Annotated in this window: 18 protein-coding genes; 10 read left to right on the top strand and 8 right to left on the bottom strand. The window is 56.2% G+C overall.

What is annotated here, in order from left to right:
- Positions 1-4: 4 nt before the first annotated feature.
- Both LMS44_RS02700 and LMS44_RS02695 read right to left on the bottom strand, forming a co-directional pair.
- A complete protein-coding gene (locus LMS44_RS02700; RefSeq protein WP_278370525.1) occupies positions 5-778 on the bottom strand; it encodes a pseudouridine synthase in 774 nt (257 codons plus the stop codon).
- A 116-nt stretch (positions 779-894) separates the two neighbouring features.
- Positions 895-1842, bottom strand: a complete 948-nt coding sequence (locus LMS44_RS02695) for a LysR family transcriptional regulator (RefSeq protein ID WP_022520139.1) — start codon at positions 1840-1842, stop codon at positions 895-897.
- Between the two features lie 181 nt (positions 1843-2023).
- On the opposite strand from LMS44_RS02695, the gene LMS44_RS02690 reads away from it, so the two are divergent.
- From LMS44_RS02690 to LMS44_RS02650, 9 genes are all read left to right on the top strand, one after another.
- Positions 2024-3541 carry an ABC transporter substrate-binding protein gene (locus LMS44_RS02690; protein ID WP_022520140.1) on the top strand — a complete coding sequence of 506 codons (1518 nt, stop codon included), beginning with the start codon at positions 2024-2026 and terminating at the stop codon, positions 3539-3541.
- 76 nt (positions 3542-3617) lie between these two features.
- A complete protein-coding gene (locus LMS44_RS02685; protein ID WP_022520141.1) occupies positions 3618-4535 on the top strand; it encodes an ABC transporter permease in 918 nt (305 codons plus the stop codon).
- Positions 4536-4546: 11 nt separating this feature from the next.
- Positions 4547-5455, top strand: a complete 909-nt coding sequence (locus tag LMS44_RS02680; protein ID WP_159176013.1) for an ABC transporter permease — start codon at positions 4547-4549, stop codon at positions 5453-5455.
- A complete protein-coding gene (locus LMS44_RS02675) occupies positions 5448-6497 on the top strand; it encodes an ABC transporter ATP-binding protein (RefSeq protein WP_159176012.1) in 1050 nt (349 codons plus the stop codon). Before LMS44_RS02680 ends, LMS44_RS02675 begins: the two co-directional genes overlap by 8 nt.
- On the top strand, positions 6494-7507 hold the full coding sequence (locus tag LMS44_RS02670) for an ABC transporter ATP-binding protein (RefSeq protein ID WP_022520144.1): 1014 nt from the start codon (positions 6494-6496) through the stop codon (positions 7505-7507). Before LMS44_RS02675 ends, LMS44_RS02670 begins: the two co-directional genes overlap by 4 nt.
- Before the next feature lie 38 nt (positions 7508-7545).
- On the top strand, positions 7546-8967 hold the full coding sequence (locus tag LMS44_RS02665) for a M20 family metallopeptidase (protein ID WP_022520145.1): 1422 nt from the start codon (positions 7546-7548) through the stop codon (positions 8965-8967).
- Positions 8952-10124, top strand: a complete 1173-nt coding sequence (locus tag LMS44_RS02660; protein ID WP_022520146.1) for a M20 family metallopeptidase — start codon at positions 8952-8954, stop codon at positions 10122-10124. Before LMS44_RS02665 ends, LMS44_RS02660 begins: the two co-directional genes overlap by 16 nt.
- Positions 10125-10205: 81 nt before the next feature.
- Positions 10206-10757 carry a superoxide dismutase family protein gene (gene sodC / locus LMS44_RS02655; RefSeq protein ID WP_041157540.1) on the top strand — a complete coding sequence of 184 codons (552 nt, stop codon included), beginning with the start codon at positions 10206-10208 and terminating at the stop codon, positions 10755-10757.
- Positions 10758-10945: 188 nt separating this feature from the next.
- On the top strand, positions 10946-12415 hold the full coding sequence (locus LMS44_RS02650) for a carbon starvation CstA family protein (protein ID WP_009288516.1): 1470 nt from the start codon (positions 10946-10948) through the stop codon (positions 12413-12415).
- 226 nt (positions 12416-12641) lie between these two features.
- Here LMS44_RS02650 and LMS44_RS02645 read toward each other — a convergent pair whose 3' ends face one another.
- From LMS44_RS02645 to lptF, 6 genes are all read right to left on the bottom strand, one after another.
- Positions 12642-14813, bottom strand: a complete 2172-nt coding sequence (locus LMS44_RS02645) for an esterase-like activity of phytase family protein (RefSeq protein ID WP_278370524.1) — start codon at positions 14811-14813, stop codon at positions 12642-12644.
- Between the two features lie 352 nt (positions 14814-15165).
- A complete protein-coding gene (bfr, locus tag LMS44_RS02640) occupies positions 15166-15648 on the bottom strand; it encodes a bacterioferritin (RefSeq protein ID WP_009288515.1) in 483 nt (160 codons plus the stop codon).
- A 191-nt stretch (positions 15649-15839) separates the two neighbouring features.
- Positions 15840-16046, bottom strand: coding sequence for a (2Fe-2S)-binding protein (locus tag LMS44_RS02635; protein WP_008959830.1), 207 nt, complete (start codon positions 16044-16046; stop codon positions 15840-15842).
- Positions 16047-16204: 158 nt separating this feature from the next.
- Positions 16205-16678 (bottom strand): RDD family protein, encoded by a 474-nt coding sequence (locus LMS44_RS02630; protein ID WP_022520149.1) that lies wholly within the window; start codon positions 16676-16678, stop codon positions 16205-16207.
- 65 nt (positions 16679-16743) lie between these two features.
- Positions 16744-17808, bottom strand: coding sequence for an LPS export ABC transporter permease LptG (lptG, locus tag LMS44_RS02625; protein ID WP_053856902.1), 1065 nt, complete (start codon positions 17806-17808; stop codon positions 16744-16746).
- Positions 17808-18887 carry an LPS export ABC transporter permease LptF gene (gene lptF / locus LMS44_RS02620; RefSeq protein ID WP_027957799.1) on the bottom strand — a complete coding sequence of 360 codons (1080 nt, stop codon included), beginning with the start codon at positions 18885-18887 and terminating at the stop codon, positions 17808-17810. Before lptF ends, lptG begins: the two co-directional genes overlap by 1 nt.
- A gap of 146 nt (positions 18888-19033) precedes the next feature.
- On the opposite strand from lptF, the gene LMS44_RS02615 reads away from it, so the two are divergent.
- The gene (locus tag LMS44_RS02615; protein WP_278370523.1) at positions 19034-20554 is read left to right on the top strand and encodes a leucyl aminopeptidase; all 1521 of its coding nucleotides are present in this window, start codon (positions 19034-19036) and stop codon (positions 20552-20554) included.
- The last annotated feature ends 14 nt before the right edge of the window (positions 20555-20568 follow it).

Below are 20568 nucleotides of genomic sequence, written 5' to 3'. Positions count from 1 at the left end.
TCACTCATAACGCTTGAAGGGCGGAAGGCGTGGTGTGGGGCGGCGTGCGCACGCTATCCATCGGTAAATGCCCCGCCCAGCCAAGCTGGTTAAACAGCGCGATCATGGTGTCATCCAAGGCACAGCTCAATTGTACACGCTTGTCTAACAGCGGATGGTCAAAGGCCAAATAGGTCGCGGCGAGCAGTAAGCGCGGAGCCTTCATCTGCTCGGCAAAAAAGCGGTTGTGGACACTTTTACCGTGCTTGGCATCGCCAATAATCGGGTAGCCACGCCGGGAAAGATGGCGGCGAATTTGATGGCGGCGACCGGTCATCGGCCGCGCCTCTACCAGGGAGTAGCGCGCCACCGGGTAGCGGTCGACCTGCACGGGCAGCTCGACGCTATCCAGGCGGCGAATATCGGTCATCGCGGGCATAGCGGGCATTTCCGCCTTGGGGCGCGTACCGTCTTCTTCCCTTAGCGGGTAATCCAAACGTTCATTTTCCGGTGCTTTACCGCGCACCACTGCCAGGTAGCGCTTTTCCACCTGGCGCTCGCTAAACGCATCGCTGAGCAGGCCAGCCACTGCCGACGAGAGAGCAAATACCATTATCCCAGAGGTCGGCCGATCCAGCCGGTGAACGGGGTAAACCCGCTTGCCAAGCTGGTCGCGTAAGCGTTGAAGCAGAAATTCGGTTTCACCACGCGCCAACGCCGAGCGATGCACCAAAAGCCCTGACGGCTTATGTACCGCGACGAGATACTCATCCTGATAGAGGATGTTGAGTGGCGTCATAACGCTCCCCGGTTAAAGCTAACAATCTAAACAGGGCGCCATTGTCGCGGCTTGGCCGTGAGATGTCATCCGCGCAATACGCTATTCACGCCAGCGCTTACTAAGAAGGCAGGTGATCAGCAGTTAATTGTTGGTGGAGTAGGAAAGAGCGGCAGTTGCCCAGGCGGGATATGCTCTTTTAGAAACGCTAAAAATGCCTGCGTCGCCGTCGGCAATGTTCGCTTGGCAAGGGTCTGGACTTCGATAAAGCGGGAGTCCATGCCCTGGTCACGAATAGGAATGGCGACCACACGCTGTTGATGGATGCGATAACGAACGGATATTTCGCCAGCAAGCGCTACCCCTCCGCCAAGCATGGCAAAATTGATTAAAGCCTCGGTGTAATCGCTGCTAAAAATTGATTCAAACGCCAGGTTTTGACGGCTACAGCAGATATCAAACAGCTGGCGCAGGGTCGTGTCTGGCGAGGGTAACGCCAGCGGATAGTGCTGAAGCTGCGCCAGCGAAATATGTTTTTTAACGGCAAGCTCATGGTGTGGAGAAACCAGCGCCATAATCGGCGCGGGCTGCCTAAGGGCAACGGTAATATCTGCTTCGGGTTTGAGGCTAAAGGTAATGCCGATATCCGCATCGCCTTCCCTCACATGCCGGGTCGCCTGGGCGGGTGGCCCCACCATTAGGTGGAAATGAATACCGCTGTAACGCTTGCGAAAAGCCGCAATTGCCGCGGGTAAAAAATCGACCGCAAACCCTTCTGAACTGGCGAGACGCACCTTGCCCCGCTGCAACCCCCGCAGCGCCAGGATTTCACTGCCAATTCGGTCTGCCTCAAGCTGCATATGGCGGGCGTGCACTGCCAGCAGTTCCCCAGCGGCGCTGGGCACCATGCCCCGCGCTCGGCGTTCAAACAATAGCGTATCCAGCTCGCTTTCCAGCCGGGCAATCTGACGGCTGATGGCGGAGGGCGCCACATTTAGCTTCCCAGAGGCTTCACTAATAGAGCCACAGCGAACCACCTCGAGAAAGTAACGTAACGCTGTTTCTTGTAATACGCGTGGATTCATAGTGGCTCCCCTCACCAAAACATTGCCAAAACGGCAATGATAAATTCTAAACATTGCACTGGTAGCATGGCTAATTAATAGCTTAGTTTTAATTCAAGGTGACGGCTCATCTAAAAAACAACAAGCCTCGCTGGTACGCCAAACGCTCATAACCTTCCCTTATTAAAAAACGAGGTATGGCATGCAAACATCGAGAACTCTTTATTGCGTTACGTCACTTGCTTTACTCAGCATCGCGACACCCGCATTAGCTGGCAAGGCCAACGATACTCTGGTCTATGCCTCTGACAGCGAACCTGAAAACGTTAGCCCCTACCATAACAACCTGCGTGAAGGGGTTATTCTCGCCCATTTGGCCTGGGACACGCTGATTTACCGCAACCCGCAAACCAACGAGTACGAGCCGCGCTTGGCCACCGAATGGGAATGGGCCGATGATAAAACCCTGGATCTTGTGCTGCGCGAAGGCGTGACCTTTCACAACGGCGAAGCCTTCAACGCTGACGATGTGGCATTCACCTTCAACTACGCGGTATCCCCCGAATCGCGAGTGGTGACACGCCAAAATGTTGACTGGATTGAAAGCGTTGAGAAGCTTGATGAGTACGAAGTGCGCATTCACCTCAAAGAGCCTTTCCCGGCAGCCCTTGAGTACCTTTCCGGCCCAATGCCAATTTACCCCGATGAGTATTTCCAGGAAGTGGGTATCGAGGGTTTTAGTCGTGAGCCCGTAGGTACCGGCCCTTACCGGATTACCAACGTCCGCCCCGGGGATGGGGTTAGCCTGACACGCTTTGATGACTACTTTGCCGACAGTCCTATTGGTCAGCCGGAGATCGCTAATATCGAGTTCAAGGCCATTGCCGATGCGGACTCACGTATGGCGCAATTAATGTCCGGTCAAGTCGATTGGATCTGGCGCGTGCCGTCGGATCAAGCTGAGTCGTTAAGCGGTATGTCTCAGCTTAGCGTGCTTGGCGGCGAAACCATGCGGGTGGGTTATATCGGGCTGGATGCCGCAACACGGGAAGATTCACCGCTAAATGACCTTCGCGTACGCCAAGCCATCAATCATGCGATGAACAGAGAAGGCCTGGCTAACGATTTGGTGCGTGGCGGCAGCCAGCCTCTGTATGCCCCCTGCTTTCCCACCCAGTTCGGCTGTGAAACGCAGAACGTCATCGAGTATGAGTACGACCCTGACAAAGCCCGCGAACTACTCGCCGAGGCCGGTTACGCCGATGGCTTCGACATTGACCTTCACGCCTACCGTGAACGTGACTACGCCGAAGCGATGATTGGCGACCTGCGTGCAGTGGGCATCAATGCCAACCTGCGCTTTATGACCTCCCCCGCGTTGCTGGAGCTTCAGCGCAACGGTCAAACCGATATGTCGTTCAAAGCCTGGGGCTCCTTCTCTATTAACGATGTCTCGGCTTTCGTCAGCGTTTATTTCACAGGCGGCATTGACGATCTCTGGCAGGACACCCAGGTGCAGGAGTGGCTGCAAGTCGCCGATACTTCGGTAGATCCTGATGTGCGCTTAGAGCACTACCAAAAAGCGTTCGCCCGCATTTCCGAGCAAGCGTACTGGGCACCGTTGTTTTCCTACTCCACCTACTACGCCCACACCGCTGATCTCGACTTCACTGCCTACCCTGATGAACTCCCCCGCTTCTACGAAGCGAGCTGGAAGTAACGGCGCCTGATCGACTTGACGGCAGCCGTGGCAATCTCGCCACGGCTCGCTTTCCGCAGCGAGGGAGTAATGCTTTATGTGGGCATTTGTTTTCAAACGCACGCTGATAGCCCTTAGCGTCGCGTTCACCATTTCGGTGCTCTGCTTTAGTCTGCTGCAGCTCTCAGGGGACTTGGCGCTTTCCATAGGCGGCCCCGAGGCCACCGCTGAACAGGTTGAGCAAATCCGCGTGGAGTACGGCCTGGATCGACCGGTGCTTGAGCAATTTACCACATGGCTATGGGGGGCAGTTCAGCTCGACTTTGGACGCTCTTACTACTACCAGAGCGAGGTCATGGATCTAGTCGTTGAACGACTACCGGTGACAATGACCCTGGGGATTTTCGCCTTGGCGATTGCCCTGGGCGTGTCTATTCCCCTCGGCGTGGTAGCTGCACTCAAGCGTGGCAGTTGGATAGACCGTATGGCCATGGCGATTGCGGTTACCGGCCAGGCAATGCCGAACTTCTGGTTTGGCTTAACGTTAATCATCGTATTTGCCGTCAACCTGCAATGGTTTCCGGCCGCGGGCAGCGATAGCTGGCAAGGCTTCATACTGCCCGCTATTGCGCTTGGCTATTACGCCACCCCCGCCATGATGCGGCTCACCCGTAGCGGCATGCTGGAAGTACTAGAAGCGGACTACATTCGCACCGCACGGGCCAAAGGGCTGCGCACCGGGTCGGTAATCTTCAAACATGCGTTACGCAATGCGGTGATTCCTGTGGTGGCGCTGGCCGCCGTGGAACTGGGTTTTATGCTCGGCGGCTCGGTGGTCATAGAGACTGTCTTTTCGCTACGCGGGCTGGGGCAACTGGCCTGGAACGCTATTTCCCGCAATGACTACCCAGTGGTTCAAGCCATTGTGTTGATCATTGCGCTGTTTTATATCGTGCTGACGCTACTTGCCGACATTCTCAACGCAGTACTCGACCCACGCCTACGCGCGCGCTAACGGAGAACACCATGGCACAAACCCTTTCCCCACCGGCGGCGGCCGCGCAACGCCCAGCGGATACTTGGTCTTCGCGGCTGGTTCGCAGCACGCTCAATAACCGCAACTTAACTATCGGGTTATTGATCATTACTTCACTCGGGAGTATTGCGCTTCTGGCGCCGTGGTTAGCTCCCCATGACCCCTATTTACAGGACACCGCCAATCGCATGGTGCCGCCGATTTGGCATGAAACCGGGAGCTGGACACACCCATTAGGCACCGACCGCCTCGGCCGCGACTACCTGAGCCGCCTAATTTATGGCTCCCGGATTTCACTCTTTATCGGGCTGGTGGTGGCGCTCATTTCAGGGCTAATTGGCACTACGCTAGGCGTGTTGGCAGGCTACTTTGGCGGTCGCGTCGATGCTGTGGTGAGCTACTTGCTCACCACCCGTCTTGCCATGCCTGTGGTGTTGGTAGCACTGGCCATGGCGTCGCTGATGGGTGGGTCGATGCTCTCGGTAACACTATTGCTAGGGCTGCTGCTGTGGGATCGTTTTGCCGTCGTTGCCCGCTCGGCTACTCAGCAATTGCGCGATGCTGAGTATGTGCAAGCCGCTCAGGCGCTAGGTTGCCCGTTACCTTACATTCTACTGCGTGAGGTGCTCCCCAATATTGCGGGCGCACTGATCGTGGTGGCTACTCTCGAAGTCGCCAACGCCATTTTGCTCGAAGCAACGCTGTCGTTTCTGGGCATGGGCGTACAGCCACCATCTCCCTCCTGGGGGCTGATGATCGCCGAAGGCAAAACCTATATGTTCTTTCAGCCCTGGGTGATTACGATCCCCGGCGGTGCGCTGTTTATGCTAGTGCTGGCGATTAACTTGCTGGGTGATGGACTGCGCGATCTCAGCGCACCGGGAGGCCGCAATGAGTAATCTATCAACCGCTGAGCATTCCGCGGCAACAAGCTCGCCTCTACTGACGGTTAAACAGCTGCGCGTCGACTTGCCCGTGGCAAAGGGCACCCTTCACGCGGTACGGGGTATCGACTTTCACGTTGAGCGTGGAGAAATGCTCTGTCTTGTAGGTGAATCAGGCTGTGGTAAATCCATGACCTCGCTGGCATTAATGGGCCTACTGCCGCGCAAGGCGCAGGTAAACGCCGACTGCCTCAACTTTGACGGCGTTGATCTCCTTACGGTGCCTGAACGCGGGCGCAGCAATCTTCGCGGTGCACGCATGGCGATGATTTTTCAAGAGCCCATGACCGCCCTCAACCCCGCCTACACCCTGGGCAATCAGCTCTGCGAAGCCCTGCGCCGCCACCAGCGGGTATCGCGTCAAGCGGCCCACGATCGCGCCCTCTATTTGCTTAAACGAGTCGGCATTAGCGCTGCAGAAGAGCGAATGCGCCAATATCCCCACCAGCTTTCGGGCGGGTTGCGCCAGCGGGTGATGATCGCCATGGCACTAATGTGTGAGCCCGATTTGATCATCGCCGATGAACCCACCACTGCATTAGATGTGACGATTCAGGCGCAAATCCTGCATCTGCTACGCGACTTACAGCAGGAGTTTGGCACGGCGATCATTTTCATCACCCACGACTTGGGTGTCGTTGCGCGTATCGCCGACCGGGTCGCCGTGATGTATGCCGGCGAAGTGATTGAAACCGCCTCTGCACAGGCCCTCTTTAAAGCCCCCAGCCATCCCTATACCCAAGGTTTGTTGCGCTGCATACCGACGCCCGGCAAGACACTGCCAGGCAGTCGTTTGCAGGCGATCCCAGGCATAGTGCCCAGCTTGGTAGGCAAAATCGAGGGCTGCGCCTTTTGCAATCGCTGCGATCAAGCGGATGAGCGGTGCCGAACCACGCCCCCCTTACAGGCAGTGGCAGGCGAGCACTTTTCACGCTGCCACTTTGCCCATCAGCTAGCCAGCCCAGCGCCACTAAACGATCAGGAGGTAACGTCATGACAAACACCACCTCTCCTGCAAACAGTATGGATCCTCTTGCCCTCGAACTCTGCGCGCTGTCTAAAACGTTCAAACTGGGCGGTGGCATGCTACATAAGCCTCAAACCCTAAAAGCAGTCAATGAGGTATCGCTACGCGTTCCGCGCGGCCAGGTGATGGGGCTGGTGGGCGAATCAGGCTGTGGCAAGAGCACCTTGGCCAAGATGCTGCTGGGGCTGACACCCCCTAGTTCAGGCGATGTGCTGATCAATGGCAAAGCGATTGTTAACGCTAACCAAAAGGCACTGGCCCGGCATATACAGCCGATATTCCAAGACCCTTATTCGTCGCTTAACCCACGCCAGCGGATTGCTCAGATCGTTGGTTTACCGCTACGTATTCACGCGCTAGGCACGCCCCGTGAACAGGCAGCGAAGGTCGATCAGATGCTTGACCTGGTCGGCCTACCCAAACGCGCCGCCCAGCAATACCCTGGGCAAATGTCAGGGGGGCAGCGCCAGCGGGTGGCGATTGCCAGAGCGCTAATTATGCGCCCTGATCTGGTGATTTGTGACGAACCCACTTCCGCGCTGGATGTATCGATCCAGGCGCAGATCCTCAATCTACTGCTCGACCTTAAAGATGAGTTTGGCCTTACCTACCTGTTTATTAGCCACGACCTCGCCGTGGTCGAACATCTCGCGGACCGGCTCGCGGTCATGTATCTAGGCCAGATTGTCGAAGAGGGTACCCGTGAGCAAATCTTCACCTCACCACGCCACCCATATACCCAAGCGCTACTCGCTTCCGCGTTGACCCCGGAGCCAGGTCTAGGCGTGCCCGACATAGGCCTGGGGGCAGGCCAGCCCGACCCCACTCAGCCACCTTCAGGCTGCGCTTTTCACCCCCGCTGCCCAATCGCTCAACCGCAATGCTCAGAGCAGACACCCAAGCTGAGCGCTATTACGCATGCTTCCGGTCAAGCTTTTGGCAAGGGCAGCCAGGCGCGTGTCGCCTGCCACCTTGCCTAAACATATTTAATCAATATTTAACGTTAAAAGGAGTGCCTATGACGCGCCAACACGCCTTAGATCATGCCAAAGCTTACTTTGACAGCGGCGATTTTTATGACCAGCTTGCCCCGCGCATTGCCATCCGCAGCGAAAGCCAGGAATCGAATAGACAGGAAGAGCTTCACCGCTACCTTACTGAACAGATCATTCCGGATATTGAGCAGCTCGGTTTTAGCTGGGACATTGTTGATAACCCGGCTGAAGGGTTTGGGCCGTTTCTGCTTGCTGAACGCCTTGAGCCAGAAGCCTCGTTCAGCGTATTAACTTACGGTCATGGCGATGTCATCCGCGGCTATGACGACCAATGGGCTGAAGGGCTTTCGCCCTGGAAAATCACCCAGCAAGGGGATCGCTGGTACGGACGTGGCACGGCGGATAACAAAGGCCAGCACACCATCAATTTAGCCGCGCTGGGCTGCGTGCTGAAAGCAAGCAATGGGCGCCTGGGCTATAACGTTAAGCTGGTGCTGGAAATGGGCGAGGAGACGGGCTCCCCTGGCTTAAAAGAGATCTGCCACCGCTACCGTGACCGCCTCGCCGCCGATGTGTTTATTGGCTCAGATGGGCCGCGTTTGAATGCCGACGCTCCCACGCTGTTTTTAGGTTCACGGGGTTCCTTCAATTTCGACCTTAAACTCCAGGCCCGTGAAGGCGCTCACCACTCGGGCAACTGGGGTGGCGTATTAAAAAACCCTGCGGTGCGTCTGGCCAATGCACTCGCCACACTGGTGGATGCCAACGGCGTTATTCAAATCCAAGGCCTACGGCCTGATCCAATACCCGAAGCCGTGCGTAAAGCGCTCGCCGCATTGGAAGTCGGCGTCGGCGACAATGCCCCCACTATCGACACTGACTGGGGTGAGCCAGGACTATCGCCCGCTGAACGACTGTTTGGCTGGAACACCTTAGAAGTGCTCGCCATGAAGGCGGGCAACCCGGATGCCCCGGCCAATGCTATTCCGCCAACGGCCTATGCCCACTGCCAACTGCGTTATGTGGTGGGCAGCGACCAGGACAATTTTCTCGTCCATTTACGCCATCACCTGGATCAACACGGCTATCACGATATTGAGGTAAGCGCTGCGCGCATGTCGCAAATGGCGGCGACACGACTCGATCCTGAAGACCCCTGGGTGGGCTGGGCGTTGGCCTCTATGCAACGCTCCACCCATAAAACGCCGACGCTGCTACCCAACTTAGGCGGCTCGTTACCCAACGATGTGTTTGCCGAAACCCTGGGCTTACCCACGCTATGGGTTCCACACTCCTACCCCTCCTGCTCCCAGCACGCGCCTGACGAACACCTATTGGGGAGCATCGCTTCAGAGGCACTGATCTTAATGGCGGGGCTATTCTGGGATTTGAGTGACCAAGGATCAGACATCATGAGAGAGAAAGCCTTATGCAAGACGAACTAACCCAACAGGTTTGCGCGTGGCTGGAAGGCCAGCAGCAGGCGATGCAAGATTGCCTTGAGGCGCTGGTCAATATCGATTCCAACAGCTACGACAAAGCAGGCACGGATGCGGTTGCCGATCAGATTACTCAATGGCTTGAACAAGATGGCATCACCATCATACGCCACCAGCGCCCTGAGTCAGGCGATATTTTAGAAGCACAACTGGGAGGAACTGGCCAAGGCCATGTGCTCTTAATGGGCCATCGCGATACGGTTTTTCCTACCGGCACCGTGGCTAGCCGAGGTTATACCCAGCAAGACAACGTCGGCTTTGGCCCTGGCGTTGCCGATATGAAAAGCGGCCTGGTCATGAACTGCTTTGTACTGCGCGCATTAAGCCGCCTGCCCAACTGCCCATTGCCCGTTCGCGCCCTGTTTACCGCTGATGAGGAGATTGGCTCGCCAGATGGGCGGGCGTTCATCGAAGCCACCGCCCAGGGGGCACGTGCCGTCTTGAACGTCGAGCCAGGGCGGGTCAGCGGCAATGTGGTCACTGGTCGCAAAGGAGGTGCTGGTTTTTTGATCAACGTCACCGGCAAAGCCGCCCACTCCGGCGTGAGCCATGCCGATGGCGCCAGCGCCATCGAAACACTCGCCCGCAAGATCATCAAGCTGCATGCGTTGACCGATTACGAGGCAGGTATCACCACCAATGTGGGCACCATCACCGGTGGTGTATCACGCAATACCGTCGCGCCTTTCGCGTCGGCACAGTTGGACACTCGTTTTGTTACCACCGCCCAGCGTGATCAGCTGTATAAAGCCATTGAGGCGATTATCGCGGAATCCGACGTTCCCGACACTCTTGCGACCATAGAACAAACCTCTGAATTTTATCCTCTCGAAGCACGTATGAGCAGCGCGCTGTTTGAGCTTTATCAGGTTCAGGCTAAGGCGATCGGGTTTGCTGTTGACGGCGAATTCACTGGCGGCTGTTCTGATGCGGGCTGGACGGCCAGCCTGGGCATTCCCACTCTGTGCGGTCTTGGCCCTGTCGGCGCAAAAATGCACACTGACGAAGAGTACTGTTTGCTGGACACACTGGTGCCGCGCACTCAGGCACTCGCTTCTACGTTATTGAATTTGCACGATGTATCCTTTGCTTCGGCACGTTAAATTGGCAATGTAACTGCTAGCCAACTACCTTGAGTAAGCAACGCTGCTACAGCGTTTCCATGGATTCGGAAGGAGATCAACATGCGCTATTCAACTATACGTTTCTCAACACCGCTTACCGCTATTGCCGCCTCGCTGCTGCTCGCCACCTCAGCGGCACAAGCCAATGAAACTCTTGATGTCGAGATGCATAAAGTCAGCACCGAGGGTAATGAAGAGTCAATCGGTACCGTATCCCTTGAACATACGGATCACGGCTTACTGCTGACACCTTCATTGACGGGCCTTGAGCCTGGGGTCTACGGTTTTCATGTTCACCAGAATGCCAGCTGTGATCCCGCCGAGAATGACAGTGGCGAGATGACTGCAGCACTGTCGGCTGGCGGACACTATGACCCTGAAGAAACCGGCACTCACCAAGGCCCCTATGGAGAAGGTCATTTAGGCGATCTACCGGTGCTAACCGTTAATGAAGATGGCGAAGCCAATCTCCCCGTCTTGGCGCCGCGCTTGAGCATGGAAGATATGCCTGGCCGCAGCTTGATGATTCACGAAGGCGGCGACACCTACAAAGATGAACCCCACCTGGGCGGCGGCGGCACCCGAATGGCTTGCGGCGTCGTAGAGTCTTAAGCTTTACCGTTGTTGTTAATCGACAAAATGGGCAGCCTCTCGGCTGTCCTTTTTTTTGCTTACGGCCCACTAAAGTCTAGCTGTGATTTTATAGTGGTTATCTGTACATTCAGCTCTGCTAAAGAAGTGCCTGCTTGCATGCTCTCCGACATGCTCGCCCATCCCCCTCACTGCTCTAGGTACCTTAGATGATCACCTTTATCGTATCGATCCTGCTGCTGATAGCGGGCTACTTTACCTATGGGAAATTCGTTGAGCGTGTGTTTGTAACTGACCGCAAGCGTCAGACGCCCGCTTTCAGCATGCGCGACAACATCGACTATGTGCCGATGAACACTACGCGCAATTCACTCATTCAGTTATTAAACATTGCCGGTGTCGGCCCTATTTTTGGCCCGATTCTCGGCGCGCTGTATGGGCCAGTGGCGTTTGTGTGGATTGTGATTGGCTGTATCTTTGCCGGTGCTGTTCACGATTACCTGACCGGCATGATCTCGATCCGCAACCACGGCGCTCACCTGCCGCAACTGGCCGGCAAGTTCCTGGGTAAAGCGATGAAGCATGTGGTCAATGGTTTCGCGATTCTGCTGCTGCTTTTAGTCGGTACGGTATTCGTCACCTCGCCTGCGGCGCTGCTGGCCAATATGACCTCGCTGTCGTTAACGCTGATCATCGTCGCTATCTTTATTTATTACTTGATCGCCACCCTGCTGCCGATTGATAAGGTCATTGGCCGTATCTACCCCTATTTTGGCGCCCTGCTGCTGTTCAGCGCGGCGGGTATCGGTATCGGCTTGATCATCACGGGCGCTCCGATCCCTGAGCTCTCGTTTCAGAACATGCACCCTGACGCCGCACCGATTTTCCCGCTGCTGTTTTTAACCATCTCCTGCGGCGCGCTTTCAGGTTTTCACGCCACCCAAACGCCGATTATTTCGCGCACCACCCAAAACGAAACCAATGGTCGCAAAATTTTCTACGGCATGATGATCACCGAAGGCATTATCGCAATGATATGGGCGGCCGCCGCCATGAGCCTGTTCTATGGCGACCAGTCGCTTTCCGATGTGCTGGCAGCCGGTGGCCCTGCTGCGGTGGTAAGCGAAGTTTCTACCACCATGCTCGGCGCTATAGGCGGCACCCTGGCCGTGCTCGGCGTTATTGTGCTGCCGATCACCTCGGGCGATACCGCCTTTCGCAGCGCACGGATGATCATCGCCGACTACATCAAGATCGATCAAAAGCCGATTATGAAGCGCGTCATGGTCGCTCTACCGCTGTTTGTGGTGTCTTACGCGCTAACCCATATGGACTTCACACTGCTATGGCGCTACTTCTCCTGGGCGAACCAGACCACCGCCGTGATCGCGCTGTGGGTAGGCACCATGTACTTGGTGCTGTCGCGTAAGCCTCACTGGATCACCTCGATCCCAGCCACCTTCATGACCATGGCCACGTTTACCTACTTAGCCTACGCGCCGATCGGTTTTGGTCTACCGCTGCAGCTAAGCTATGTGGTCGCGGCGCTAGGTACGCTCCTTTGCATCGCGCTGTTTATGAAGCGTGTCCGTCGTCTAAGCCGGGCAACTTTTGCCGTTGATGAGCCGGCGGTACCGAGCCAGTTTGTGGACAGCGGTGAGGCGATTGCCGCTAAATAGTTAGGCGCTCCATAACGTTACCGCCACACTTTCTTCACAGGACGCTCTTCACAAGACACTCTCCACACAAGAGTCACGCCACAAAAAAGGGCACACATCAGCCACATAACCGTGTTTGATGCGTGCCCTCGCTTTTTCTCCTATCTCTTTTATCCTACCTTTTCTCCCCTACTCCTCATGTTTATCGCTTCCATGCTGCTGCGGTATAGACGAATACAGGCAGGGACTACTCTAGCGGTATCGACCAGAAGTAGGTCTCGCCGGAACTATCGTCCACACCGTCGTTGTCGCTGACCAGCCAGGCGTTGCCATTATCGTTGATCGCCATTCCTTCAATCTTGTCCACCACAAAGCCGTTGTAGCTGGCCAGGTCGGGAATCAGGTCGCGCACTAGCTGTTTCTCGACCACCGGCAGCTCACCGCCCAGCGGGGCGGGTTCCAGGCCGTCCAGGGCAACGCGGGTCACTTGCTTAACCTTCGCCTCGGCGCCGATCTGGTTGTCGCGCTCGATCAAATAAAGCCAATCGCCATGGGCGGTGATTTCGGAGAGGCCAATCCAACCCTGTTCCACGTTATCCAGCGGGTAATGAACAGCGGCCCACTCGCCACTGTCGATATCAAAACGCAGCAGCTTGACCATGCCCTCGGGGTCATCCTGCCAAGGGCGCTGCACCGCCAGCCACAGTTGATCATCAATGCGCGTGACGCCTTCTAATCCCCACTTCAATGCCTGTTGAGCGAGCGCCTCGGGCAGTGCAATTCCTTGGATAATCTCGCCGTCGGAACCCACATGATAAAGGGTGTTGGCAAGGCCTTTGTCGTTACCTTCGGAAGCGACCCAGAAGCCACCTTCACCATCGGTGGTAATGCCTTCCATATCCAGCCCTAGCGCAGGCTCACCGTTGCGGGTCACGTCCAGTGCTGCCGTAATCCGCGCCGGGGAGGCTGAGGGGTCGATGGTAAAGATGCGCGGCTGGGCGCTGTAGAAGCTGTCGTTGACCGCGTAGAGCATGTCATCAGCGGCGACCAAACCGGAAAGTGCGCCCCAGCCGATCAGTTCATCAGCGCCCGCCGAGGTCAGGGTGGGATAGACCGCTGGCGCATCCTGGTATTGATAAATCATGACATGGGCGCGGGGGCCGCCGTCTTCGCCCAGATCTCCTTCATTGGCGGTGGCTAACAGGCCACGGCTGGGAATCGCCACGGCGCCTTCGGGAGACAGGCCCGAGGGCAGTAGCTGGGTGAGCTGCGGTTCGGCCAGGTTGCTAACGTCATAAACGCCCACCAGCGAGCCGCGCTCGGAAAGCAGGAAGACATAGGGCGTACCTTCGAACACCGCAAACTCCATCCCCTCCGGCTCGCTGCCTTTGGCATCCGAACGCTTATCGGGGTAGTGACCCGCTTCAATCACCGCGCGCTCGAATGAAGTACCTGACTCGTATACCACCTCGCCACGCTTGTTGAAGATCGTCCAGCCGCGCGCGCCGCCATCCATATCGCCTTCGTTGGCAATAGCGAAGTGGTCGTTGTCGATCCACTGCAGCGCATCCGGCTCGCGCAGACGCTCGGCTTGCTGCTCGTTGAAGATCAGTGCACCGTCATCGCTGGCGTCAATGCCGTCCAGGTCGACAGTCCCGGCGCTGAAATCCGCCACCACCTTACCGGCGTAGTCGAGCACCACCAGGTGGTTGTTCTCCTGCACGGTCACGACGGTCTCACCCAGGGTGTTGATATCGACAAACTCCGGCTCGGGATCCTCGGGGGCGATCTCGGCGAGCCCGGTTACGTCGGCGTAGAGCAGGCTGTCACAGTTAACCAGCCCTTCCGCATTGATCTTCACCAGTGCCACGGAACCGCCGGGCATCTGCGGTACACGTCCATCGCCCGCCTCTTCGTCGCGTTCGTTCTCAATGGCGACAGCGACAAAGCGCCCATCGGGGGCCGCAGCGGAAGCTACACTATCGGGCTGTCCGTCCAGCGGGCAGGAGGCGAGTATCTCGCCACTGGCTAAATCGACCGTGCGCAGCTCCCCGGAAGGTTCGCTGTAGGAAACCGATGTATTCACTCCGACATAGGCCATATTGCCGAGCACCGATACGGCCGTAGGCTCGCCGTCCATAACGATATTACCCAGCGGTTGCGGATTAGCCGGGTCGCTGATATCGATGCGCCCAATCACGCCCAGCGGGCTATCGGTATACACCAGCGTCATGCCATCACCGGAAGCAGCAATGACTTCAGGCGCGGTCTCGCGTGTACGATCCTCGCCCTCGGCCATGTTATCGGGAACCGCGAAACTGGCGATGCGGTTGAAATGTTGATCTGCCGCGCCTGCCGCTTGCGTGGCGGCCAGCACAGCAGCCAGCGCCAACAGGGTTGGTCTGCGTTTGAGTATCATGATGGAGTTAATCCCTTGCCTAAGCTTAAGAAACGACTGATTAAGTTATTAAACTTGCTATGTCCGATTAACCATCCAACATCATAACGATGTCAGGCTTATGACACTCACTGGCTAAGTTAGCGCCGTTGGCTATCGGCACACCTCAGCGCGAAATCCAAGTTGCCGCAAAAATGTTAGATGGGTAAGTAGTGAAGGAACGCATAGGGGAAAAGGGAAGCAGGAAAATCGATAGGTTAAAGGAGACCTTAGAACGAAAGCAGCCAGTCAGTTAGCCCTGACTGGCTGCTTTTTAGCTAGTTTTGGTTGCTAGCTTACTTCTATACATACGCGACATACGCGCGATAGCGTTTTACTCGTCGCCTGCCATCTGCATTTGGCGTTGCATGTAATTCTGAATACCCACCTTGTCGATCAAACCAAGTTCCGTTTCGATGTGATCGATATGGTCTTCTTCGTCGGCGAGCAGATCGCGGAGCATGTCGCGGGTAACGTAATCTTTAACGCTTTCACAATAGGTGATGGCTTCGATGTAGTCGTTGCGGCCATCGTGCTCAATTTTTAGATCGCTTTCGAGCATTTCTTTGACGTTTTCGCCAATGTGCAGCTTGCCCAGGTCTTGCAGGTTGGGAATACCTTCCAGGAATAGGATACGCTCGATGATCTTGTCAGCGTGCTGCATCTCTTCGATGGACTCATCGTATTCCCACTTGGCGAGTGCTTTTAGGCCCCAGTCTTTGTACATCTTGGCATGCAAAAAGTACTGATTGATCGCAACCAGTTCGTTGCCGAGCGCCTTATTGAGATGCTCAATAACTTTCGTATCACCTTTCATGACGTCACCTTTTCTACTGTAATGCTGATGTTTAATCTAGTTTAGACAATACGATCAAGCAGTTACGTTTGGAGAAGAGTATAGGCGCAAATAGCTATACCCCCAGCGTTTCTGAGAGTATAGATAAGATGATTAAAAGTTCAAGCAAATCAGTTATTTGCTAAAGATAACCCTAACAATAGTGATTCGCGTCACACGGCGTAGGCAAGGCCCATATCGGCTTCTTGACGTGCTTCCTGAACGGCATCGCGGGTAATTGATTTAGCGTAGCACGCGCACTTACCGCACTGCGTTGCGCAGCCGGTTGCCTCGCGTACTTCTCGCCAGCTGCGCGCTCCGTCGCTAACGTGCTGGCGAATCTGATGATCGGTTACTCCCTTGCACACGCAAACGTACATGGCGACACCTCATAAAAATCATGAGATGAATGTAAATGATTCGCATACATCTTATCAAGTAGAAATGACTGCTTTTTGCTATCCATTCGTCTTAATAAGCAAGAGCAGCAAAATAACGTACTGGCGTAAAAGCACTTTTTGCCCCATACCAGCTGAAATTATTTTTTCGGCAAAACCACCGTTTGCGTGTTGGAAGCAATATCCGGCCAGCTACGCCGCTGTTTATCGAACAGCACCCATAAGTAGCCCAAACCAAACGCCAGCAGCGAGAGCCACGCCACCGCGCAGCGGATGAGGCATTGCTTCAAGTTCAGTGAATACCCGTCTACCGTTTGCACCCGTAATCGCCATGCCTGCATACCCAAGGTCATACCACCGCGCGACCAGGAGAAAACAAAAAACAGCGTGACAAAAAACACCAGCAAGAGCTGCAAACTCAAAACATCGCTGGCCGTAGTGCCAATCTCTTCGGGCTGTTGACCCAGCACATAGCGGAAAAACAGCATATGCACGACGGTCACCGCAATCCAAATCGCGGTGACCAAAAAGCCGTCATACAGCATGGCGCCCAGTCGTCGGCCAAGACCGGCTGGCCATACGCTGTCCAACTGAGTAAAGCGTCGTGTTTGCATAGTTCTCTTCGTGGTTGCTGGCTGTTTCTGGACGATACGAGGCTGTGATGGCTACTATTGCGGCATTAACCATTGCGACGTAGAAAGTAGATCCCGACCCCAGCGCAGGCCAGAGTCGGCACCAGTACGGCCCAGACGGGTGAAAAGCCAAATATCGTCGAGGCGGGCGCCAGTAGATCCTGAACGTACTTAAAGCTCAGCCCAGTGACAACGCCATAAAACACCCGAGTACCAGCGGCCACGGTGCGCAGCGGGCCAAATACAAAGGAGGCGGCAATCAGCACCAGCGACCCCATGGTGAGCGGCATCAGCATCTTCTGCCAAAAATACAGCAGTGCCTGATCATTCTGCAGGTTCTGCTCTTCAAGGAACTGGGCATAGGCCCAAAGCTCGCTGGGCGCCTGACTCTCAATATCGCGCAGCAGCCTCTCTAGCTGGGTGGGGGTGAAAGAGGTGTCCCAACCCATGCTTGCCATCTGCTCAGACTCGGTGTGATCGTCAAAAATACGCGTGGTAGCGACGTTTTCCAAACGCCAGGCATCGTTTTCCCAGTGTGCGCGCTGAGCGTAAGTGGCTTCGACCAGTTGGCGGTCATCAAAGCGATAGCGGGTTAAATCGAGCACGACGTTATCCGCGCGAATTGCCCCAAAACGGTAGACGCTGTCACCCTCTATCTGCCAGCCGCTGCGACTGGTCAACACAGCGCCTTCACCCTGGAGTTTTTCCAGCCGCCACGCCTCGGCATACTGCTCGGTGCGTGGGCTAACGTATTCGGCAACTAACAGCACCACGACCACGACCACCAGCACGGGTTTCATCACCCCCCATACAATGCGCGCCAGAGAACGCCCAGCGGCGCGCATAACGGTAAGCTCATTGCTGGAAGCCATGCTGCCTAAGCCAATCAGCGCGCCAATTAATACGGCTACCGGGGCGTACTGATAGAATCGCCAAGGCGTGCGCATTAGCAGGTAAAGCAGCGCATCGAAGGCGGTATAGCCCGCCTGCACATCGCCTAAATCATCGATATAAGCGATGGTAATATCCAACCCCAGCAGCACGAACTGAACGACGATAATGGCCGCCAGCACGTTGCGGGCGATATAACGATCAAGACGGTCAAGCACCATTATCGCATCCCCTTGCGTTGCGAGCGCCATAGCAATAATAGGCCCAGCCCTAAAAACAGCCCATGGACTGGCCACACGCCCAGCGTGGTGGACCAAGTGCCACTGCCAATCGCATCGACAACCGCGAGCAGCAGACTAAGATAGGCGACGTATAAAAATACCGCGGGCAGCAGTTTGCCAAAGCGCCCCTGGCGGGGATTAACCCGGGAAAGCGGCTGCGCCATCAAGGCCAGCACAAACACCATAAGCGGGAGCCCTGCCCGCCACTGCCACTGGGCTTGGGCACGGGGGCTTGGATTACTCCATAGCGCAGGCGTAGTGGCGTACTCCAGTGAATCCAGTTCCTGCCGGTCGCGATTCAGCCCTAGTCGCAATGTATAACGCTCAAACGTTAGCCGCTCGGCGCTCTTATCGCCCGGCGTCACCCCGTAGCGCTCACCGTCATCCAACACCAGAAAACGGCTACCCGTTTCGAGGCGGGTTTCCTGATAGCCCGATGCCGCCCGGGTAACGTAGTCGTGAGTACCTTCGTCGCCTTGTTGGTTCTGCTCGTGCACCAGCACATCCTGCATTTCCGTTCCGTCGCTTGAGAAGCTGCCGATGTAAGCGGTACGGCCACCGCCGAACTCTTGAAAGCGCCCCGGCGCCAACACGGAAACATCCAGGCGACTGCGCTGTTCTTCCAGCGCGGTCTCGGTTTGCAGCGCCCCAAAAGGCGTTAGCCACAGGCTGCAGACACCGACCAGTACCGCGACGACGCTGGCGGGCAGCAAAGTCACTTTCAACAATCGCGTGGGACTCATCCCACAGGCGACCATCACGGTGATTTCGCTGTTCATATAGAGCTGCCCGTAGGCGAGCAGGATGCCTAGAAAAAACGACAGCGGTAGAATCAGTTCCATAAAGCCAGGCAGGTGAAACATCATCAGGCTACCTAGCATGGTGACGGGAATATCGCCCTCCGCCGCGTCCGAAAAATAGCGGATAAAGCGGCTGCCCATAATCACCAGCAGTAGAATGCCAGCGACTGCCGACATGGTGAGTAACACTTCGCGAGTTAGATATCGAAATAAAATCAACGCGCTCTCCGGCTAGTCGTGCAGGATGCCATGCAATAAGCGTATGGCTTGGGTACACTAATCAAACTATTTTCAGTCCCTTTTCAAAATCAAAAGCAACGGGGCATTATCCCGAATCCCTCGATGCTTGTCTTGTTGGAGACGTCATGGAATTTTCCGTTCAGACCGCGAACCCAGCCAAAGCTGAAACACCCTGCCTTTTGGTGCCGGTTTATAAAGGTGGTGACTTCCTGCCCACCGTTGCCAAACTGGACGACGCCAGCGAGCGCCTGATTGGCCAATTGCTCGAACGCGGCGACTTTGACGCAGCACTGGGCAACGTGCAACTGGTACCCTTTGCGCCAGGCCTGGGGGCCGAACGCATTTTGCTGGTGGGCTTGGGAGAGCGCGAAAAATGCCAGGAAGCGGCCTTCATCAAGGCGCTGGATGCGGCCATGACAGCGCTAGTGAAACTGCCTATCGACGAAGCCAGCGTAGTATTTGGCGATGTTCCGTTGACTGACCGCGATGCGGCCTGGAAAGCGCGCAAGGTAATGGAAGCTGCGGAGCGGGCTATCTATCGCTTTGATCAGTTCAAATCCTCGCCCGCGCCAGCCCCCAGCCTTGCCAAGCTGACGTTAATTATCACCGATGCCGACTCTGTCCCGCAGGTTAAGCAGGGTGCGTTAGTGGGCAACGCTATTGGCCAAGGCATCAACTACACCCGCACGCTGGGCAACCTGCCCGGCAACGCCTGTACGCCCAGCTATTTAGCCGAGCAGGCAGAGCAGTTGGGTCGCGACTCACAAGGCGCGCTCGAGGTCGATATTCTCGATGAAGAAGCGCTGGAAGCCCTGGGTGCAGGCTCGCTACTATCCGTAGGCCGCGGCAGCAAAGAGCCGACACGCCTGATCGTTATGAAGTACCAGGGCGCCGAAGAAAGCGAAGAAGCACCCCATGTATTGGTAGGCAAAGGCATTACTTTTGATACCGGCGGTATTTCGCTCAAGCCCGGCGAAAGCATGGACGAAATGAAGTTCGATATGTGCGGCGCCGCCAGCGTGTTCGGCACCGTCAAAGCGGTATTGGCGATTAAACCCAAGCTCAACCTGGTATTTATTGTTGCCGCCGCGGAAAACATGCCAGATGGCAATGCCACCAAGCCCGGCGACATCATCAAAACCCTCAAAGGTTTGACCGTCGAAGTGCTTAACACCGACGCGGAAGGCCGCCTGGTGCTGTGCGATGCACTCACCTACGCCGAGCGCTTTACTCCCGCCAGTGTAGTGGATATCGCCACTCTCACCGGCGCCGTGATTATTGGCCTGGGCCACCACGCCACCGGCCTGCTCTCCAACGACGATGACTTGGCACTGGATCTGCTGGATGCGGGCGAAGCCGCCTGGGATCGCGCCTGGCACTTGCCGCTGTGGGATGAGTATCAAGAGCAGCTCGAGTCCAACTTTGCCGACCTGGCCAATATTGGTGGCCGCCCCGCGGGCACGATTACCGCTGCGTGCTTCTTGTCACGCTTTGCCGACCACTTCCCCTGGGCGCACCTGGATATCGCCGGCACCGCCTGGCACTCTGGCAAGCAGAAAGGCGCCACCGGTCGGCCCGTTGGGCTGTTAACTCAGTACCTGCTTGACCGTGAAGCAGACGCCCAAGTAGAAAATAGCGACGTCTAACAACACAATCAGGC

The organism is Halomonas profundus (assembly GCF_020865425.1).
Lineage (GTDB): Bacteria > Pseudomonadota > Gammaproteobacteria > Pseudomonadales > Halomonadaceae > Vreelandella > Vreelandella titanicae.
The sequence above is the reverse complement of the archived record's forward strand: the minus strand, read 5'-3'. Positions and strand labels throughout refer to the sequence as shown.

Excerpts from the sequence above, each read along its gene's own strand:
- lptG (WP_053856902.1), bottom strand. The coding sequence starts at position 17,808 with ATGGTGCTTGACCGTCTTGATCGTTATATCGCCCGCAACGTGCTGGCG.
- LMS44_RS02670 (WP_022520144.1), top strand. The coding sequence starts at position 6,494 with ATGACAAACACCACCTCTCCTGCAAACAGTATGGATCCTCTTGCCCTC.
- bfr (WP_009288515.1), bottom strand. The coding sequence starts at position 15,648 with ATGAAAGGTGATACGAAAGTTATTGAGCATCTCAATAAGGCGCTCGGC.
- LMS44_RS02695 (WP_022520139.1), bottom strand. The coding sequence starts at position 1,842 with ATGAATCCACGCGTATTACAAGAAACAGCGTTACGTTACTTTCTCGAG.
- LMS44_RS02645 (WP_278370524.1), bottom strand. The coding sequence starts at position 14,813 with ATGATACTCAAACGCAGACCAACCCTGTTGGCGCTGGCTGCTGTGCTG.
- LMS44_RS02690 (WP_022520140.1), top strand. The coding sequence starts at position 2,024 with ATGCAAACATCGAGAACTCTTTATTGCGTTACGTCACTTGCTTTACTC.
- LMS44_RS02630 (WP_022520149.1), bottom strand. The coding sequence starts at position 16,678 with ATGCAAACACGACGCTTTACTCAGTTGGACAGCGTATGGCCAGCCGGT.
- LMS44_RS02680 (WP_159176013.1), top strand. The coding sequence starts at position 4,547 with ATGGCACAAACCCTTTCCCCACCGGCGGCGGCCGCGCAACGCCCAGCG.
- LMS44_RS02650 (WP_009288516.1), top strand. The coding sequence starts at position 10,946 with ATGATCACCTTTATCGTATCGATCCTGCTGCTGATAGCGGGCTACTTT.
- LMS44_RS02660 (WP_022520146.1), top strand. The coding sequence starts at position 8,952 with ATGCAAGACGAACTAACCCAACAGGTTTGCGCGTGGCTGGAAGGCCAG.
- LMS44_RS02615 (WP_278370523.1), top strand. The coding sequence starts at position 19,034 with ATGGAATTTTCCGTTCAGACCGCGAACCCAGCCAAAGCTGAAACACCC.
- sodC (WP_041157540.1), top strand. The coding sequence starts at position 10,206 with ATGCGCTATTCAACTATACGTTTCTCAACACCGCTTACCGCTATTGCC.
- LMS44_RS02675 (WP_159176012.1), top strand. The coding sequence starts at position 5,448 with ATGAGTAATCTATCAACCGCTGAGCATTCCGCGGCAACAAGCTCGCCT.
- LMS44_RS02700 (WP_278370525.1), bottom strand. The coding sequence starts at position 778 with ATGACGCCACTCAACATCCTCTATCAGGATGAGTATCTCGTCGCGGTA.
- LMS44_RS02635 (WP_008959830.1), bottom strand. The coding sequence starts at position 16,046 with ATGTACGTTTGCGTGTGCAAGGGAGTAACCGATCATCAGATTCGCCAG.
- LMS44_RS02665 (WP_022520145.1), top strand. The coding sequence starts at position 7,546 with ATGACGCGCCAACACGCCTTAGATCATGCCAAAGCTTACTTTGACAGC.
- LMS44_RS02685 (WP_022520141.1), top strand. The coding sequence starts at position 3,618 with ATGTGGGCATTTGTTTTCAAACGCACGCTGATAGCCCTTAGCGTCGCG.